The sequence below is a fragment of the Pusillimonas sp. ANT_WB101 genome, from assembly GCF_008369125.1.
Lineage (GTDB): Bacteria > Pseudomonadota > Gammaproteobacteria > Burkholderiales > Burkholderiaceae_B > Allopusillimonas.
This window is the reverse complement of the sequence record NZ_VOAY01000003.1, coordinates 599,410-613,191: the sequence shown is the minus strand read 5'-3', so window position 1 is coordinate 613,191 and position 13,782 is coordinate 599,410. Positions and strand designations below refer to the sequence as shown.

The window sequence follows — 13,782 nt, the reverse complement described above, 5'->3', positions numbered from 1 at the left end:
CCAGTTGGCACCTTTCTATTGGCCCAGCCTGTGCCAGCGATAACGATGCAAGTTCAGGCAGGGCGCTGGTTGTGCATGGCAACGCTCAGAAGACGTATCCCCTCTTCGATACGGGTCGCATCAATCGATGAATAGCCCAGTCGAAAGCAGTTACGGGGTTTTCCCGGATCACGGAAAAATATGGCACCGGGCTCGATGAGTACGCCCAGTGCTGCCGCATCTTCGGTCAGGCGTGTTACGTCGAGCCATGCTGGCCCTTCGACCCAGCAGGATGAACCGCCCGAGATCGGCACATACCGCACTTCGGGCATATGTGTTTCAAGGGCAGCCAGCAGTGTGTTGGCACGTTGATGGCTCGCTGTCGTGAGCCGACGCAACAATGAGTCGTAATAGCCCAGAGACAAAAACAGAGCAAAAGCGCGCTGAACGAATGCATTGGGATGGCGAATGTTGAGTCGCCGCACCATGCGCAGCTCATGAATGAGTTCACGCTGTGCCACCACAAAGCCCAAACGCATGCCTGGCGCCATGGTTTTTGAAAGACTGCCTATGTAAATAACGCGCCCGCTGCGATCTATACTTTTGAGAGGAGGGAGCGGCTCTCCGTGAAAACTGGTCTGGCTTTCGTAATCATCTTCGATAAGAATGAAATCAGAGCGTTCGGCCTGCTCAAGCAGAACTTCGCGCCGCGCCATCGACATGGTGACAGTCGTCGGGCATTGATGGCTGGGCGTGGTGTAAACATACTCGCAACCGCCCAACGCCGGCGTGATCATGAGGCCTTCTTCATCAATTGGCAAACTCAATATGCGATTGGACCGTGTACTAAAAATATTGCGCGCATCGGGGTAACCCGGGTCTTCAATGCCTATGAGGGTGTCTTGCCCGATGAGCAGATCAGACAGCATATACAGTGCATGCTGCGCGCCCACGGTAATGATAATTTCGTCATCGGCCGCCCATACCCCACGCCGCGGCAACAGACGTGTGCGAATCTGCTGAAGCAAAGATTCGTCATCGCGCAAAATCATATCTTGCGCCCACTCTCGAACCTCCATACTGCCCAATGTGCGCAGACAGCACTCTCGCCACTCGGCCACAGGAAACAGGTTGGCATCAAACTGCCCATACAGAAAAGGGTATGGATAGGATTGCCAGTCTGCGCGTTTGCCAATATTGCGCTGACCAGAAGGCAGGTAGCGAAAACGTGACCGCCATTGGGTCTGACTGCCTGGGGTAACCTCGGGCATCTGCTGGCTGGGTGGTGTGGCCACACGACCTTGCAAGATATTTGGGTTAACGAAAAACCCTTTGCGCTCACGTGATATCAGATACCCCGTATCAACGAGGTGCTGGTACGCACTGACAACGGTATTGCGGGACACCCGCAATATGCTGGCCATATCACGGCATGATGGCAAAGGCACATCAACAGGTACCTGGCTGTCCAGAACGGCAGATACCAGCATCTGACGGATCTGCCCCTGCAAGCTCAGACCGGTGGCTTCCCATCGCTGAAAGAGCAATATCCACATGGCATGCGAACGCGGTTTAGTCATGGCAGACCTATATTGAAAATGTAGCGGGTACAAGCAACCCGACTCGGTACAATATGCCGCAACCCACGGCGTCTCCAGTCAATTGCCCTACTGTCGACAACATCATAGGCGATTTGCATCACTGGACAGAAAACGCCTAAAATGATACAAATAATATCAAATTTCGAGATAATAACCCAATGAAAGCATCCAAGACGAATCCACGCTCGCTCGAGGACTCGCCCACAAGCCCCGTCGGTGATACACCCACAATGCGGCTGTTGGGCCTGTTGGAGTTCATTGCAGAACGCGACAGGCTATTTACCCTGCAAGATCTGGTAGAAGAAACCACATTACCCAAGCCTACCCTGCACCGCATGCTGCAACAACTAGAATCGAGCGGCATGCTGCAACGTGACACCAACGGACGTCATTACGGCACCGGGTCGCGCCTGCGCCGGCTGGCTGAAAATGTACTGCTTAATGACAGCCATCATGGCGCTCGTCATGCTGTATTGCGTACGCTCCTCGAGGAGGTCGGCGAAAACTGCAATATTACGGCCCTATCCGGTGACGAAGTGCTGTACCTAGACCGCGTCGAAACTGCAGCACCCCTGCGCTTTTATCTTCAGCCTGGGTCGCGCGTACCCGCTCATTGCTCAGCCAGCGGCAAGCTGTTTCTGGCGCAGCTTTCTGCGGCGCAACGCATGCGGCTGCTGGGGCACACGCCGCTTACACGCTATACCAACAACACGCTGGTTGAACTTAACCAGATCGAAGCAGAAATCGACCGCGTACGCGCCAACGGTTATGCCTTCGACAATGAAGAGTTTTTACCGGGGCTGTTTTGCATCGCTGTGCTGGTACCGCGAGCAGAAGGCAAATCAAACATGGGCGTCGCCATACAGGCGCCCATCATGCGCATGACACCCGACAAAGCACTGCTTTGCCTTCCCGCACTGCAACGCGCCGCGCAAATACTGGCCAATATTGAGGCTAACGAATCAAACTAAACCGGCCGCCAGCGCGGGTGCAGCATGCGAGCCACCTCATAGATCACTTCATTGTCCAGCCCATTGCTGATATTGACGGCCAGACAGCGTCGATAAAACGCGCTTAAATCCAGGCCCACACCTATACCCAGAACCTCGACGCTGCCCTCCCGCTCCAGGTTCTGCACCGTCTGTCGCAGATGGTTGTCAAGATAGAACTCGTCGTTGGCCACCGTGGTGGCGCCATCCATGGGGCAACCATCTGACAAGACCAGCAGTATGCGCCGCGGCTCATCCCGGCCGCGCATGCGCTCAGTGGCCCATTGCACCGCCTCGCCATCTATGCCCTCACGAAACAGATCAGGCTTAAACAAGGCAGAGATGCCGGTGCGACTCTGTCGCCAGCTTTGCTCCGCATGCTTAAAGACCCGATGGGTAATCTCATTGAGCCGACCCGGGGTCGGCGGTCGCCCATGACGCAGCCATTCTTTATAGGCCCGCCCGCCATTCCAGCCCCCCGTCGTAAAGCCCAGCACTTCAGTGACAACCCCCAGCGAATCTAAAGCGCGCACCAGCGTGTCAATGAGTACGGCAACCGGATGAATCTGCCCTTTCATGGAGGCGGAGCAGTCTATCAGCACCGTCACCATACATTGTGCATGCAGCACAGTGCGGTCAAGGGTAAAAAGCCGCCGCTCAGCTGGTGATGCCACCAGACTGGCTAGACGCCTGCCATCAATAAGGCCTTCCTCTTCACCATAGAGTCGCCCGTCGACACGAGGCGCAAGCAGTGATGCCGACAAAAGCCGCAAGAGACGGGCGCGGCTATAGCCCTGCGCTGTCACCAGACGATCAAGTTCATCGCGGTACTCACGTAATAGCTCCGGGCGCACCTGAGTAGTGGCATCCACTTCGACATCGAACTGAGTCGTATAAACCCGGTAGATGCTGTCTGATTCGTGAAATACCCTGCTCACTCCGCTGGGGGCCTGTGGCACCGACTCGGGTTCTTCTTCAAAATCGAGCAGTAACGCAAAGCCGTTATACGCGCCGCTTGTTTCCGCGTTGTCATCTTCACCATCTGCCTTCCCAGCATCCTGCACCGACTGAAACACAAGCCGTGCCAACTCCAGCGCATGGGGCGCATAGCTGGCTTGATCATGGCGGTTGCGCCGCAACCCAGCCAGAGCCCCACCTATGACGGGAGCAATACCTGCTCGGGTAGCCTCAATAAAGTCTTCGGCTTCTGCGAACACCGGCAGCGCGTTCAGCCGTGACCACGCCATTTGCGCCACAGTAAACAACAACAGCCCGAGTGCCGAATCGGCAAGACCCGACACATAAAACTCGTGAGACCAGTCCAGAAAGCGGCGACGCACATTAACACCGGTTCCCGGCAAACTAGCAGGTGCCAGCGCCTCAACACGCAGTTGCTCCAGAAGATCAAATATCAACCTCTGCACGGGCTCTTCGGGCTGCATCTGCTTAAACAGTGCCGTGTCGGAATGAACAAGCCTCAACGCCAAGGCATCGTTGAGACCGCGCAGCGTCGCCAGGTTTCTTTGAGCAGGATTTACGCGCAAATGCGGCGCACGCACCCGAACGGGCGCGTTGTCCCGATACAGCATACTGTTGCGATAATACAGACCGGGGTCGCCGGTGAGCGCCCGTGCGCTGGCTACACAGAGCTCCTCAAGCTGCTGCTGGCGCCGTGACATACGTGCGGGGTCAGTCACACCAACCCCGTGCCGCGCGTCCAGTCATCAGGTAGCTCGTCATTAAAGCAACGCTGGTAATACTCGGCAACCAGTGGCCTTTCGGCTTCATCACACTTATTCAGAAACGACAGCCTGAAAGCCAGCGCAGGGTCGCGAAACACTTCGCAGTTTTCAGCCCAGGTAATAACAGTACGCGGCGACATGAGAGCCGACAGGTCACCGGCGGCAAACCCCTTACGCGTAAGACCGGCCAACGCCACCATGGCAGCGATCAGGGTCCTTCCCTTTTCTGTGTTCTTGGAAGGCACACGGGCCGCCACGATTTCGGTTTCTTCTTCAGGGGAGAGATAGTCAAGCGTTGCGACAATATTCCAGCGATCCATTTGCGCATGGTTCAGTACCTGAACGCCATGATAAAGGCCTGACAGATTGCCCAGACCTACTGTATTTGCTGTGGCAAACAGTCGGAATGCCGGATGCGGCGTCAGTACACGGTTCTGATCCATCAGCGTAAATTTGCCGTCACGTTCCAAAATACGTTGAATAACAAACATGACGTCCGGCCGACCTGCATCGTACTCATCAAAAATAAGGGCCACCGGGCGCTGCAATGCCCACGGCAGAATCCCTTCCTGAAAGGCGGTGACCTGCTTGCCATCCTGGATCACAATGGCATCTTTGCCAACCATATCCAGTCGGCTGATGTGTCCATCGAGGTTTACTCGCAAGCATGGCCAGTTCAAGCGTGCAGCCACCTGCTCAATATGCGTGGATTTTCCGGTGCCATGTCTACCCTGCACCATGACACGACGGTTGTGAGCAAAGCCTGCGAGTATCGCCAGTGTGACCTCGGCGTTGAAACGATAGGCTTCGTCGATATCGGGCACGTGCTCATCGGCCTGGCTGAATGCCGGTACGAGCAGATCACTGTCGATTCCAAAAACATCGCGGACAGGCAAGCGTATGTCTGGCTGCGTGAGCGAGTGTTGCATGGTTGTCTCCGTGTTTATCAGGTATCAGAATGTCTGAATCGTACCTTATTTACGATTTTTGATCCATTTCATTCCGCATTTCGAGATTTAGATTGACTCTTTGGGGTAAAACACGTTAAATAACAAACATAAGTTAGAAAAACAATATTTTACGTCCCATTAATTGATAAAAACTGGAGAACCGGATGAGCCAAGCTCCCACGCATTCCCGCAATATAGTCGCCGGCCCTACTAAGATGACCCCATCTGAGGCCTTTGTTGAAACCCTGGTCGCCAATGGCGTGACCGAAATGTTCGGCATCATGGGCTCAGCCTTTATGGACGCCATGGACATTTTTGCTCCTGCTGGAATCCGTCTGATTCCGGTCGTGCATGAACAGGGCGCCGCCCACATGGCTGACGGCTACTCACGCGTCTCTGGCCGTCACGGCACCGTCATCGGGCAAAACGGCCCCGGCATCAGCAACTGCGTTACTGCCATTGCCGCCGCCTATTGGGCCCACAGCCCAGTTGTCATTATTACACCCGAAACCGGCACCGGCACCATCGGCCTGGGCGGCTTCCAGGAATGCAATCAGTTGCCTATGTTCCAGGAATTCACCAAATACCAGGGCCACGTCACCAACGCCAGCCGTATGGCTGAGTTCACCGGTCGCTGTTTCGATCGCGCCATGAGTGAAATGGGCCCCACGCAGTTGAACATTCCGCGCGATTTCTTCTACGGTGAGATCACCTGCGAAATCCCCAAGCCTTCACGTCTGGATCGCGGCGCCGGCGGCGAAAGCAGCCTGAACGAAGCGGCTGAGCTGCTGGCCAAGGCCAAGTTCCCAGTCATCATCTCGGGCGGCGGTGTCGTCATGGCCGATGCGATCGAAGAGTGCAAGGCACTGGCCGAGCGTCTGGGTGCACCCGTGGTCAACAGCTACCTGCACAATGACTCCTTCCCCGCCAGCCATCCGTTATGGTGCGGTCCTTTGGGCTATCAAGGTTCCAAGGCTGCAATGAAGCTAATGGCCCAGGCCGACGTAGTGCTGGCACTTGGCACACGTCTTGGACCATTCGGCACATTGCCCCAGCACGGCATGGATTACTGGCCCAAAGACGCCAAGATCATCCAGGTCGACGCTGACAACAAGATGCTGGGTCTGGTCAAGAAGATTTCGGTAGGTATTTGCGGCGACGCCGGCGCTGCCGCCGTAGCATTGTCCCAACGCCTGCAAGATCGTACGCTCGATTGCGACAGCACCCGCGAAGCACGCGCCGAGAAAATTGCCAGCGAAAAAGCAGCATGGGAAAAAGAGCTTGACGACTGGACCCACGAGCGCGATCCCTACAGCCTCGACGTTATCGCCGAAGCTAAGGAAGAAAAAACCTACACGGGTGGCGAATACCTGCACCCACGTCAGGTTCTGCGCGAGCTTGAAAAAGCCATGCCTGAAGACGTTATGGTGTCCACCGACATCGGCAACATCAACTCGGTCGCTAACAGCTATCTGCGTTTTGAAAAGCCACGCAGCTTCTTCGCTGCCATGTCCTTTGGCAACTGCGGCTACGCGTTCCCGACCATCATCGGCGCCAAGGTCGCTGCACCGCACCGCCCTGCCGTATCCTACGCCGGCGACGGCGCATGGGGCATGAGCCTGTCGGAAACCATGACGTGCGTACGTGAGAACATTCCCGTCACCGCCGTGGTCTTCCACAACCGCCAATGGGGTGCCGAGAAGAAGAACCAGGTCGACTTCTACAACCGCCGTTTTGTTGCAGGGGAACTCGAAAACCCGTCCTTCGCAGATATCGCGCGCGCCATGGGTGCAGAAGCCATCACTGTCGACCGCATCGAAGACGTCGGCCCGGCATTCAAACGTGCCATCGACATGCAGATGAACGAAGGCAAAACATGCATTCTCGAGATCATGTGCACCCGCGAACTGGGCGACCCGTTCCGTCGTGACGCACTCTCGAAGCCGGTTCGCCTGCTGGACAAGTACAAAGACTACGTCTAACTCAGTCGAGTTAAAGGGTCCGCCCGCCTCTTTTCGGGCAGCGGGCCCTTCTTTATTTTTGGTGGGAGCCGACCTTTGAATATCCTCGATTCTATCGTCACACGCGCACGCCAGCATACCTCCCACATCGTGCTGTGCGAGGGCGAAGACCCCCGCATACTACAAGCGGCTGCACGTGCAGCAAATGAAGGTATTGCGCGTATCAGTCTGGTGGGCGACGCCAAAGCAATTGTTGAATGCGCCAGCCAGGCAAACGTAAACCTGGACAATATACAGGTCATTGACCTGACATCTTCCCCACTTATTCCACAGCTTGCTGAAACGCTATACGAGCTCCGTGCCGCCAAAGGCATGACGCGCGAACAGGCGCAGCAGGCAGTGCTCGACCCCCTGTGTTTCGCCAACCTCATGGTGCACAGCGGCCTGGCCGATGGGTCGGTGGCGGGTGCGGTTCATACCACTGCCAACGTGGTACGCACAGCACTGCAGATCATCGGCAAAGCGCCCATGACCAGAACCGTCTCCAGTTTCTTTCTGATGCTGTTCGACAAGCCCTGGCATTCGTGTCCGGGCGGCATGATATTTTCTGATTGCGGCCTTGTTATCGACCCTGACGAAGAACAGCTTGCCGACATCGCTCTGGCAGCAGCCGATAGCGCACAACAGCTGCTGGGTGAAGCGCCCCGCATCGCCATGTTGTCGTTTTCTACGGCGGGTAGCGCAAGCCATCCGCTGGTCGACAAAGTTGTTAATGCCTCCAGGCGCGTGCAGCAAGCCCGGCCCGACATCCTGATCGATGAAGATTTGCAGCTTGATGCCGCCATCCGGCCCGAAGTCTCTTTGCGCAAGCTCCCAACATCCAAAGTACAAGGCCGCGCCAACGTACTCGTATTTCCGGATCTGGGCGCGGGTAATATCGGTTATAAGCTTGCAGAACATATAGGCGGGGCCGTGGCAATCGGCCCACTGCTACAGGGTTTGAAAAAGCCGGCCAACGATTTGTCGCGCAGCTGCAGCGCCAATGACATTTACTACGTAATTGCCGTCACCGCGTTGCAAGCAGCGTCTAACAGCCAGTCGCTATGAGTCTTTGGGTCTATGCCGCCCTCTTTCTGGTCATTGCCACAGGCAGCTATTTCCAGACGGTGACCGGTTTCGGCCTCGGGATGATTATTATCGGAGTCAGCAGCGGCTTCGACCTGGTTTCAGTTCCATTTATTGCCAATGTCGTTAGCATTGTCACACTGGTGAACAGCGGTGTGGCATTGCACGGCAAACTTCACCATCTTGATAGACGGATAATCGGCGCCGTCATGATTGGCCTGATACCGTCGAGCGTAGCCGGCGTACTGCTGCTTGATTACCTTAATGATGGCTTTTCGCGGGTACTGCAGTTAATGCTGGGTATTGTCATCATATACAGCGGCGTGCAGTTTGCCTTTCGCCCCACTCAGCTAAAACACACATCAACGCGTGCAAGCTTTATGATCAGCGGCTTGCTGTCAGGCTTGTTTGGTGGACTATTTGGCATGGCAGGCCCACCGGTCATCTTTCTTTTTTATCGGCAACCCATGAAACTTGTCGCCGTACGCAGCATGCTGCTGCTTATTTTTGCAGCATCGGCTGCCGTACGCACGGTATACGTTGTCAGCCAGGGCCAGCAAGACAGCCACTCGTTAAGCGTGGCGCTAATGGCTATACCTATTGTGGCGGTCATGACGATCATCGGGCGCAAATATCCACCCCCTCTTCCGGCAGCGCAACTACGCCGTTTGGCCTACAGCGTGCTGGTCATCATAGGCATTGGCCTGCTCGTCAGCGCGGCGGTGGGCTGACGTGCTGGTCATTTCCAACATCAGGCAACAGTTCGCCGGACCACAAACCGCTCAACGTATTCGTTTACCGGATGATCACGGATATCGTCGGGAGTGCCCGCCTGTTCGACCTTACCATCACGCAAAATAACAATATGCTGTCCCAGCCTGAGGGCTTCATCAATATCGTGCGTAATGAACACAATGGTTTTTTGGAGCTTTTGCTGCAAGACCAGCAATTGATCCTGCATGTCGTAACGGATGAGTGGATCCAGCGCTGAAAACGCCTCATCCATTAACAACACCTCGGCATCGATAGCAAGCGCACGCGCCAAACCCACACGCTGCCGCATGCCACCTGAAAGCTCATCGGGGTAGTTCTGTTCGTAACCGGTCAGACCAACCCGCTCCAGCCAAAGCATGGCTGACTCGCGCGCCTTTGGCTTGTTTTCTCCGCGCACAGACAGACCAAAGGCTACGTTATCAAGAACATTGATATGCGGCAGAAGCCCGAAGCTCTGGAACACCATGCTTACTTTATAACGACGCAGTTCTCGCAGCTCAGGCATACTCAGTGCGAGAATATTTTCACCGTCGACCAGGATCTCACCGGCCGAGGGGTCGATCAGACGATTCAGATGGCGCACCAATGTTGATTTGCCTGACCCCGAAAGCCCCATGATGCATGTAATACGACCCGTGGGAATTTGTGCGTTAACACCCGCGAGCCCCACATTACAGCCGGTTTCACCCTGCACCACTTCTTTCTCGACGCCTTGGTGCAACATGGCCACAGCCTCGGCTTCACGCGGGCCGAATACCTTGTAAACGTTACGGATCTGTATTTTGATAGCGTCCATCACTCTTGCTCCTGCCGCTTCATAGCAAGCCGCCGCCGACGCGGCCTGCCATACGCCTGGGTAATACGGTCAATCACGATGGCCAGAATCACAATGGCTACACCCGCCTGCAATCCGCGCCCCACATCCAGCGTCTGAATACCCGCCAGTACGTCCTCGCCCAACCCCCGTGCACCGATCATGGACGCCACCACGACCATGGCCAAGGCCATCATGGTCGTTTGGTTGATACCCGCCATAATGCTTGGGCGCGCCAGTGGCAGACTAACCCGGGTCAGCATCTGCCATCGTGTCACACCAAAAGCCTGCGCCGCTTCCATGACATCACGATCAACGTGTCGCAAACCCAGAATAGTCAGGCGGATAAGCGGCGGCACAGCATAAATAACGGTTGCGAACAGGGCTGGCACCTTGCCTAGCCCAAACAGCATAAGCACAGGGATAAGGTAGACGAAGCTGGGCAGCGTCTGCATAACGTCTAGCACGGGTGTGAGCAGGCGGCGCAAGATACGACTGCGTGCCGCAATAATGCCCACGGGTATGCCTATCACAATGGAAAACGCCGTCGACACCAGTACCAGCGCAAATGTCTGGATAAGTTTGTCCCAAAGACCTACCGCACCAATCAGGTACAAACAGACGACGTACAACACGGTTGAAAGGGGCTTACGCGTGGCATGCCACGCCAGCCCCGCAACGAACGCCAGAAACAACCACGGCGGCACCGCCTGCAACGCGCGTTCCAACGGCAGCAATATAGTGACCAGAATACGCTCACTGACGTCACGGAATACGCCGCCGTAACGCTTAACTATTTGTACCAGTCGATCATTCACAAACCCGGCTACAGACCAGTCAGGAAAAATGCCTGATGCCGCATTCCCGGCGGCTGCAAACGGATTCACGGATTGTTGCTGCGTTGTGGCTTCACCGGTCTTTGCGTCAGTTGCCCGATCGGAAGCATTGTCTGAGCCTGACTTCTGTTCAGAGACAATCGTGGACGTTGCGCCTTCGGCTGTGGCCTCATGCGCTGCCGGGGCTATGCCTAATGCAGCGCTAGCGCGGGCAGCAGCATCTGCAGGCAACCAGGCGCTCCATATCTGCGGGTGCTTCTTCAGAAACTGCTCTGCCATGTCAGATCCGCTGACCCGCGTTTCGGTTATTTCAAGAATCATCTGGTTAAGCAGCGCAGGCTGAAACTGCAAGTGCTTAAAAAAGGTGACAAGCTGGGGGTTGGCGTTGACGAACGGTGTCGACACACCGATCCCCAGGTGGGCTACCAGGAAGTCGCTGGAACACAGCTTACCCTTGCCGCTGACAATGGTGTCCCAGCAAGCCTGGTTAAAGGGATCTTGCTTGATTTTGAAAAACTTGTACTTGGCCATCAAACCGGCGGGTTGCCAGTAGTAAAACAGCACGGGTTTGCCGCGATCATAGGCGGAGCTTATGGCTGCATCGAGGGCGGCGCCGGTGCCCGCACGAAAGTTGTTGTAATCATCATTTAAGCCGTGCACCGTAAGCAGTCGCGTATTGGTTTGCTCGCAGACCCAGCCAGTAGGGCAATTGAGAAAGCGCCCTTTAGACGGCACTTCGGGATCACGAAATAGCTCTTTATAGCGTGGCAAGTCTTTCCAGGACTCAAGCTCTGGCGCCATGGGTTCGATACCCCGCGCTGGATCACCGTGTACGACGTAATCAGGTACATACCAACCTTGAACGGCTCCGCCAGCCAATGTGTCGCCCACGACGCTGACATCACCCGCATCAATGGCCTTTTCGATAATGGGCGAGCGCCCAGTCCATTGCTCGGCAATAATCTGCACGTCGTTCTGAGCCAGCGCAGATTCGGTAGCCGCAGTCGTGCCAGGCACGACTTCAGTTTGGCAGCCAAACGCCAGTTCAAGTAGGTCACTGATGACATGGGTGGTAAAACTGGCGCTCTCCCAAGTTTGGTCTGCCAGCTTTATGGGATGCCCGCCATTGCACGATGACGCTGCGGGCTGTGCCTGCACCGCTTGTGGTAACAGAGAACAGGCCGCAAGAACGACCGAAGCCACCCCGCCAAGAAAAGCCCGAAATCCTGCCATGTCGTTGTCTCCTGGAGTTGCGGACGTTTATTGGCCCGGCTACGAGTGCCATGTCATGTGGTGCCTGATACAACGCAAAACGCCATGCGACAAGCATGGCGTTTTGTTTATTGCGCCGGGGGCGCGAAGCCCATGGCGCTTGCCCAACAGCTTACTGCAATGCGATTTCTACGTCTACACCTGCTGGCAGGTCAAGACGCATGAGCGCATCAACAGTTTTGTCGGTTGGATCCACGATATCCATCAGACGCTGGTGCGTACGCATTTCAAACTGGTCGCGCGCCGTCTTGTTGACGTGAGGCGAACGCAGTATGTCTAAACGACGAATGCGGGTAGGCAGCGGTACTGGACCACGCACTACCGCGCCCGTGCGCTTGGCGGTTTCGACGATTTCTGCTGCCGACTGATCGATCAGTTTGTAGTCAAAAGCCTTGAGACGGATGCGGATTTTCTGGTTTTTCATGGGTATTCCTAAAGAACGAATTAGACGGGAGCAATATTGCTCCCGCCATCAGCGGCTATGCCTTTATTACTTGAGGATCTTGGCTACAACGCCTGCACCAACAGTACGGCCGCCTTCACGAATAGCGAAACGCAGGCCTTCTTCCATGGCGATCGGTGCAATCAGGCTAACCTTCATGGACACGTTGTCACCTGGCAGAACCATTTCTTTGTCGGCCGGCAGCTCAATCGTACCCGTTACGTCGGTAGTACGGAAGTAAAACTGTGGACGATAGCCCTGGAAGAACGGCGTATGACGGCCACCCTCATCTTTGGACAAAATGTACACTTCAGCGTCAAAGTCTGTGTGCGGCTTGATCGAGCCGGGCTTGGCCAGAACCTGACCACGCTCGACGTCTTCACGCTTGGTACCGCGCAGCAACACACCCACGTTATCGCCTGCCTGACCCTGGTCAAGCAGCTTGCGGAACATCTCAACGCCCGTGCAGGTCGTTTTGATGGTGTCTTTGATACCGACCACTTCGATTTCTTCGCCGACCTTGACAATGCCACGCTCGATACGACCGGTAACCACCGTGCCGCGACCCGAGATGGAGAACACGTCTTCAACAGGCATCAGGAATGCGCCGTCAATGGCACGCTCAGGCGTAGGAATGTAGTTGTCCAGTGCGTCGGCCAGCTGCATGATGGCTTGCTTGCCCAGAGGACCTTCGTCACCCTCAAGAGCCAGCTTGGCCGAACCCTTGATGATGGGCGTATCGTCGCCCGGAAAGTCGTACTTGGAGAGCAGCTCGCGCACTTCCATTTCGACCAGCTCGAGCAGCTCTTCGTCATCAACCATGTCGGCCTTGTTCAGGAACACGATGATGTAAGGCACGCCCACCTGGCGCGACAGCAGGATGTGCTCACGCGTTTGCGGCATGGGGCCGTCAGCGGCCGAAACCACCAGAATAGCGCCGTCCATCTGCGCTGCGCCGGTGATCATGTTTTTGACATAGTCAGCGTGGCCCGGGCAGTCTACGTGTGCGTAGTGACGTGCCTTGGTTTCGTACTCAACGTGCGAGGTGTTGATCGTGATGCCGCGCGCTTTTTCTTCAGGCGCTGCGTCGATCTGGGCGTAGCCTTTGGCTTCGCCACCGAATGCCGTCGAAAGCACTGTCGTTATCGCTGCCGTCAGCGTGGTCTTGCCGTGGTCAACGTGCCCGATCGTACCTACGTTGACGTGCGGTTTGGTTCGTTCAAACTTACCTTTTGCCATGATTTATCCCATCAATGTTTTCAAGGAAACATAAAAAAGTTACCTGCCCGTTTACACA

Annotated in this window: 11 protein-coding genes and 1 pseudogene; 4 read left to right on the top strand and 8 right to left on the bottom strand. The window is 55.8% G+C overall.

All coding sequences use genetic code 11. The features are described from left to right. Positions 1-53: 53 nt before the first annotated feature. Positions 54-1,559, bottom strand: a complete 1,506-nt coding sequence (locus FQ179_RS15515) for a PLP-dependent aminotransferase family protein (protein WP_149398201.1) — start codon at positions 1,557-1,559, stop codon at positions 54-56. Between the two features lie 179 nt (positions 1,560-1,738). Between FQ179_RS15515 and FQ179_RS15510 the strand changes: the two genes are divergently transcribed. Then, positions 1,739-2,551 carry an IclR family transcriptional regulator gene (locus tag FQ179_RS15510; RefSeq protein ID WP_149398200.1) on the top strand — a complete coding sequence of 271 codons (813 nt, stop codon included), beginning with the start codon at positions 1,739-1,741 and terminating at the stop codon, positions 2,549-2,551. On the opposite strand, the gene FQ179_RS15505 is transcribed toward FQ179_RS15510, so the two are convergent. Continuing rightward, entirely contained in the window at positions 2,548-4,248 is a 1,701-nt protein-coding gene (locus FQ179_RS15505) for a cobalt chelatase (RefSeq protein ID WP_149398364.1), read from the bottom strand. The two genes, FQ179_RS15510 and FQ179_RS15505, sit on opposite strands and share 4 nt — an antisense overlap. A gap of 14 nt (positions 4,249-4,262) precedes the next feature. Further along, a complete protein-coding gene (locus tag FQ179_RS15500; protein WP_149398199.1) occupies positions 4,263-5,240 on the bottom strand; it encodes an AAA family ATPase in 978 nt (325 codons plus the stop codon). Between the two features lie 185 nt (positions 5,241-5,425). On the opposite strand from FQ179_RS15500, the gene xsc reads away from it, so the two are divergent. The 3 genes from xsc to FQ179_RS15485 all read left to right on the top strand — a co-directional run bounded on the left by xsc (position 5,426) and on the right by FQ179_RS15485 (position 9,078). After that, positions 5,426-7,243, top strand: coding sequence for a sulfoacetaldehyde acetyltransferase (gene xsc, locus FQ179_RS15495; RefSeq protein WP_149398198.1), 1,818 nt, complete (start codon positions 5,426-5,428; stop codon positions 7,241-7,243). 75 nt (positions 7,244-7,318) lie between these two features. Next, entirely contained in the window at positions 7,319-8,329 is a 1,011-nt protein-coding gene (gene pta / locus FQ179_RS15490) for a phosphate acetyltransferase (protein WP_149398197.1), read from the top strand. After that, positions 8,326-9,078 (top strand): sulfite exporter TauE/SafE family protein, encoded by a 753-nt coding sequence (locus FQ179_RS15485; RefSeq protein WP_149398196.1) that lies wholly within the window; start codon positions 8,326-8,328, stop codon positions 9,076-9,078. The genes pta and FQ179_RS15485 overlap by 4 nt, the downstream gene beginning before the upstream one ends. Positions 9,079-9,098: 20 nt before the next feature. Here the strand turns inward: FQ179_RS15485 and FQ179_RS15480 are convergent, their stop codons facing one another. The 5 genes and pseudogenes from FQ179_RS15480 to tuf all read right to left on the bottom strand — a co-directional run bounded on the left by FQ179_RS15480 (position 9,099) and on the right by tuf (position 13,724). Next, on the bottom strand, positions 9,099-9,917 hold the full coding sequence (locus tag FQ179_RS15480; protein ID WP_149398195.1) for a betaine/proline/choline family ABC transporter ATP-binding protein: 819 nt from the start codon (positions 9,915-9,917) through the stop codon (positions 9,099-9,101). Next, positions 9,917-10,783 carry a proline/glycine betaine ABC transporter permease gene (locus tag FQ179_RS22955; protein WP_223146282.1) on the bottom strand — a complete coding sequence of 289 codons (867 nt, stop codon included), beginning with the start codon at positions 10,781-10,783 and terminating at the stop codon, positions 9,917-9,919. The genes FQ179_RS15480 and FQ179_RS22955 overlap by 1 nt, the downstream gene beginning before the upstream one ends. Before the next feature lie 255 nt (positions 10,784-11,038). Next, positions 11,039-12,004, bottom strand: a pseudogene (locus tag FQ179_RS22950) (ABC transporter substrate-binding protein); the annotation flags it as partial. Between the two features lie 151 nt (positions 12,005-12,155). Next, the gene (rpsJ, locus tag FQ179_RS15470; RefSeq protein WP_149398193.1) at positions 12,156-12,467 is read right to left on the bottom strand and encodes a 30S ribosomal protein S10; all 312 of its coding nucleotides are present in this window, start codon (positions 12,465-12,467) and stop codon (positions 12,156-12,158) included. A 66-nt stretch (positions 12,468-12,533) separates the two neighbouring features. Continuing rightward, positions 12,534-13,724, bottom strand: coding sequence for an elongation factor Tu (tuf, locus tag FQ179_RS15465; protein ID WP_149398176.1), 1,191 nt, complete (start codon positions 13,722-13,724; stop codon positions 12,534-12,536). Between the last annotated feature and the right edge of the window lie 58 nt (positions 13,725-13,782).

Bases quoted from the DNA above. Each gene is read 5' to 3' on its own strand.
- FQ179_RS15515 (WP_149398201.1), bottom strand. From the start codon at position 1,559: ATGACTAAACCGCGTTCGCATGCCATGTGGATATTGCTCTTTCAGCGA.
- FQ179_RS15510 (WP_149398200.1), top strand. From the start codon at position 1,739: ATGAAAGCATCCAAGACGAATCCACGCTCGCTCGAGGACTCGCCCACA.
- FQ179_RS15505 (WP_149398364.1), bottom strand. From the start codon at position 4,248: ATGTCACGGCGCCAGCAGCAGCTTGAGGAGCTCTGTGTAGCCAGCGCA.
- FQ179_RS15500 (WP_149398199.1), bottom strand. From the start codon at position 5,240: ATGCAACACTCGCTCACGCAGCCAGACATACGCTTGCCTGTCCGCGAT.
- xsc (WP_149398198.1), top strand. From the start codon at position 5,426: ATGAGCCAAGCTCCCACGCATTCCCGCAATATAGTCGCCGGCCCTACT.
- FQ179_RS15485 (WP_149398196.1), top strand. From the start codon at position 8,326: ATGAGTCTTTGGGTCTATGCCGCCCTCTTTCTGGTCATTGCCACAGGC.
- FQ179_RS15480 (WP_149398195.1), bottom strand. From the start codon at position 9,917: ATGGACGCTATCAAAATACAGATCCGTAACGTTTACAAGGTATTCGGC.
- rpsJ (WP_149398193.1), bottom strand. From the start codon at position 12,467: ATGAAAAACCAGAAAATCCGCATCCGTCTCAAGGCTTTTGACTACAAA.
- tuf (WP_149398176.1), bottom strand. From the start codon at position 13,724: ATGGCAAAAGGTAAGTTTGAACGAACCAAACCGCACGTCAACGTAGGT.